Source organism: Streptomyces sp. NPDC059456, from assembly GCF_042750055.1.
In the GTDB taxonomy this organism is placed as follows: Bacteria; Actinomycetota; Actinomycetes; order Streptomycetales; family Streptomycetaceae; genus Streptomyces.
In genome coordinates, this window is sequence record NZ_JBHYVA010000730.1 from 1 (window position 1) to 4,156 (window position 4,156).

Annotated in this window: 4 protein-coding genes; 2 read left to right on the forward strand and 2 right to left on the reverse strand. The window is 77.1% G+C overall.

The annotated features are described in order from the left end of the window. Positions 1–201: 201 nt before the first annotated feature. Positions 202–1,866, reverse strand: coding sequence for a multicopper oxidase family protein (locus tag ACFXA3_RS37310; protein ID WP_385194800.1), 1,665 nt, complete (start codon positions 1,864–1,866; stop codon positions 202–204). A 110-nt stretch (positions 1,867–1,976) separates the two neighbouring features. Further along, entirely contained in the window at positions 1,977–2,765 is a 789-nt protein-coding gene (locus tag ACFXA3_RS37315) for a hypothetical protein (protein WP_385194802.1), read from the reverse strand. 71 nt (positions 2,766–2,836) lie between these two features. Between ACFXA3_RS37315 and ACFXA3_RS37320 the strand changes: the two genes are divergently transcribed. Both ACFXA3_RS37320 and ACFXA3_RS37325 read left to right on the forward strand, forming a co-directional pair. Then, entirely contained in the window at positions 2,837–3,547 is a 711-nt protein-coding gene (locus ACFXA3_RS37320; protein WP_385194805.1) for a DUF998 domain-containing protein, read from the forward strand. Next, a partial coding sequence (locus tag ACFXA3_RS37325) for an alpha/beta fold hydrolase (RefSeq protein ID WP_385194807.1) occupies positions 3,544–4,156 on the forward strand: 613 nt, incomplete at its 3' end. The genes ACFXA3_RS37320 and ACFXA3_RS37325, both read left to right, overlap by 4 nt.

A 4,156-nucleotide genomic window follows, 5' to 3' on the forward strand; every position in this document is an offset into this window, starting at 1 on the left:
GCTCCGATATGGGCGCGCCCTCGGGTTCCGTCGGCGGGCCGGACGGGCTGCTGGGCGGGTTCGGCGGCGTGCTCATACCTGGCGGAGATCCTCACGGGGGGTGGTGTGCTCGGTGATCGCCAAGCCTGCCATGCGCCCCGGACGGCTCCAAAGGGGTTTGGCCCCCGGCCCGCGGACCGGGAGCCGCACCCCTTGCGAGGGCTACCGCAGGTAGCCGAGCACCGTCATCATCCCGGCCTCCGAGTGGTACACGTTGTGGCAGTGCGTCATCCACAGCCCGGGGTTGTCGGCGTCGAAGTCCACCGTCAGCTTCTCGCCCGGCAGCACCAGCGCGGTGTCCTTGCGGGCCCCGCCCGCGCCGCCGGCGAGGGCGAAGGTGTGCCCGTGCAGGTGCAGCGGGTGGAACATCGTCGTCGCGTTGGCGAACTCCAGCCGGACCCGCTCGCCCGCCTTCACCGGGTGCCGCTGGTCCGCGGTGTACGGCTTGCCGTCGAAGGCCCAGTCGTACTTCGCCATCCCCCCGGTCAGCTTGAGCCCGACCGTGCGGTCCGGCGTACGGGGCGCCAGCGCGGCGGACGGCGCCGCCCGCAGCCCGGCCGCCGTCAGCGGCCTGCCGGACAATTCCGCGGGCCGGGTCTGCGCGGTCGGCGCCGTCCCCTGCCCGGTGCGCAGCAGGGCGAGTGCCGAGGCCGACGCCCCCTTGCCCTCGGCGAGCGCGGTGAGCGGGAACACCCCGTCCTGCGCGGTGACCAGCACGTCGTACCGCTCGCCCATCCCGAGCAGCAGGGAGGTGGCCTTCGCGGGCTCGACCGGGTAGCCGTCGGTGTGGGTGACCGTCAGTTCGTGGCCGCCGAGGGCGATCCGGAAGGCGGTGTCCCCGCCCGCGTTGATGATCCGCAGCCGGATCCGGTCGCCCGGCTTGGCGGCGAAGACCGACGGGTCCTGCGCCGTCCGGCCGTTGACCAGGTAGTGCGGGTACGCGATGTCGCCCGGGTCCTTGCCGAGCACGTCGCTCTCCCCGCCCATGAGCAGCCGCGCGGGTACGCCCCCGGCCGGGGGCGGGGAGGCGGCGGCGCCGTGGTGGCCCGCGTGCCCGCCCGCCGCCGCGTCCGGGCCGGAGCCGGTACCCGGTCCCGCGTCCATGCCCTTGCGGAGTTCGGCGAGGACGGCGTCCGGGGTGGAACCGTCCACTCCGTCGAGCCAGTCGTCCAGCACCACCACCCACTCCCGGTCGTAGGAGAGGGGCTCCTTCGGGTCCTCGACGATGAGCGGCGCGTACAGGCCCCGGTCCTGCTGGACCCCCGAGTGCGGGTGGAACCAGTACGTCCCCGGGTGCGGGACGGCGAACCGGTACGTGAAGGACGCGCCCGGCGCGATGTCCCGCTGGGTCAGGCCCGGCACCCCGTCCATGTCGTTGCGCAGGGCGAGGCCGTGCCAGTGCAGCGAGGTGGCCTGCGGAAGGTTGTTGGCCAGGGTCAGGGCGAGGGTGCCGCCCGCGGTGACCCGGAGCTCCTGGCCGGGCAGCTTGTCCCCGTACGCCCAGGAGCGGACGGTGAGCCCGCCGCCGAGGTCGAGCGGGGTGGCGGTGGCGGTCAGCCTGACCTCGGAGACCGGTCCGGTGGCCTTGCGGGCGGCCTCGGCGGCCTGCACCTCGGGCCCGGAGGGGTCGACGTAGCCGCCCGGCGTGGCGGCGGGGGAGGAGCCGTCGTGGTTCGTGGAGCCGTGGCCCATGCCGGCGTGGTCCGAGCCGGACGCGCCGGACGTGCCGGACGTGGCAGAGCCGTCGGAGCAGGCGGCGAGCAGCCCCGAACCGGCGAGGGCGGCGGTGGCGCCGAGAACGGCGCGGCGGGTGGGAAGAGAGCGCATGGAAGCACCTCGTGTGGTGTGGTCGAACGAGTGGAAGGGCGCCGTCTGCTGCCGCCGCCCGGCCCTGCGCGCGGGGGCGCGGGCATGCGGGGGCGGCAGCGGGGCCCGTCCTATACGCGCAGTACCGCCAGCCGGGTGAGGAGTTCGCGGGGCGCGGGCGGGTCCGGCCCGCCGGACCGGCCCGGTGCGCGGGCCGCGCCCCCGAGCGGCGCGGCGTCGCGGCGGCCGGCCGGTCCGGCGCCCAGGATCAGCAGGGTGAGTCCGCCGAGCACGGCCAGGCACACCGACATGGGGTCCATGCCGGTGCCGTGCGGCGGGGCCTCGGCGGCGGGCCCCCGGCCGGCGGGGCCGACGGCATCCCGCGGCGCCAGGCCCGCGGCGGGTGCCGGTGCCCCGTTCGCGGCGGGTGCCGCAGCTCCGCCCGCGGTGGATGCCGCAGCTCCGCCGGCGCCGGGTGCCGGTGCTGCGCCCGCGGTGTACCCCGGTGCCCGGCCCGCGGCGGATGCCGCAGCTCCGCCCGCGGCGTACCCCGGTGCTCCGGCCGCGGCGGATGCCGGTGCTGCGCCCGCGGCGGGTGCCGCAGCTCCGTCCGCGGCGTGCCCCGGTGCTCCGGCCGCGGTGTGGCCTGCGGTGAGGGGTGCGGTGTGTTGGGCGGTGAGGGGTGCGTCGTGGCCCGTGGTGACGGGTGCGGCGTGTTCCCCGGGGCCGCCCGCCGTGTGGTCGGCGGCACGCCCGGCCGGGGCAACGGCGGCGGCCGTCGTCGCGTCCTCCATGGCGTGGGACCGACTCGGATGGCCCAGGGTGTGCATGGTGACGATGCCCAGGAGCAGCGCGGCGAGCAGCAGCAGCCGGGACCACCGGGCTGCTCGCCGATCGGTGCGCGGGGCAGAGCGCGTCATGCGCGGAACCCTACCCCGGGTGGGTATCTGATCGTAGGACCGGGTCCGCCGTGTTGAGGATGATGCGCAGTATGTCCACCAAGCCCGAAAAGGGGTTCTTCGCGAGGAGCGCAGGGACCGTCGCCCTCCTCATCGGCCTGGGCGCCGCCGCGTACACCGCGTGGGTGCTCGAAGTCGTCCTCTCGACCGGCCTGAACCCCATCGAGACGTACGTCAGCGAGCTCGCCGCCCAGGACCAGCCGCTCGGCGGGCTGTTCCGGGCCACCGACTTCACGGCCGGCGTGTTCGCCTTCGCCGGCGGCCTGCTCGCCCTCACCGGCCTGCTGCGCCGTGCCGGGGACCGGCGCCCCTGGTCGGTCGCCGGCTGGGCCGGCGTCACCCTCTTCGGGGCGGCCACCGCCGCCGACGCCTGGCTCCCGCTGAGCTGCACGCCCACCGTGGACCCCGTCTGCGCCGCCCGCGAGACCGCCGGTCTCGTCCCGGCCACCCATCAGGCCCATGCCGTCAGCAGCAGCCTCGCCATGACCGGCGCCCTCGTCGGGATCGTGGCCCTCACCCACGCCGCCCGCCGGTACGGCCGGCACGCCCCGCTCGCCCGCCGCGGACCCGTCCTGGTCGCCCTGGAACTGCTGGCCACCGCCTGGACCCTGTCCGCGATCGCGCTGTTCACCGCCGGGCGCGGGACCTGGGCACTGGGCGCCGGACAGCGGCTCCAGGTGCTGTTCGTCGCACTCTGGCTGGGCTTGCTCGCCCACTCCGTCCACAAGGAGCGCCGTACGTGACGACCGGCCGTTTCGTCCGGGTGGACGGCGTCCCGCTGCACGTCCTCGTGGAGGGCGCCGGGCCGCCCGTCGTGCTGAGCGCCGGGCTCGCCATGGCCTGGTTCGACTGGGACCCCGTCGCCGCGCTGCTCGTCGCGCAGGGCCGCACCGTGGTCCGCTTCGACCGCCCCGGGCACGGCCTCAGCGCCCCGGCCGCCGCCCCGCCGACCGCCGCCGGGGAGGCCCGCCGGATCGCCGGGCTCCTCGACGCGCTCGGCCTGACCGGGCCCGTCACCGTCGCCGGGCACTCGATCGCCGGGTTCCACGCCGAGGCCTTCGCCCGCCTGTACCCCGGGCGCACCGCTGCCCTGGTCCTGGTCGACACCAGCATCGAGGAGGCCCCCCGCACGGCCCTGCCCGCCGGGGTGCGCACCGGCGCCGCCCGGGTGCTCGGCCGTGCCCTGACCGCCGCCGGGCTGCCCGCCGCACTGGGACCGCTCGCGCGCCGGGGGGGGGGCGCGGCGGGGCCCCCCCCCCCCGGCCCCCCCCCCGCCCCCGCCCCCCGCCCCCCGCGGCCCGCCACCCCCCCCCGCGGCGCGGGGGGGGGGGGGTTGAGAAACAAAAACAACC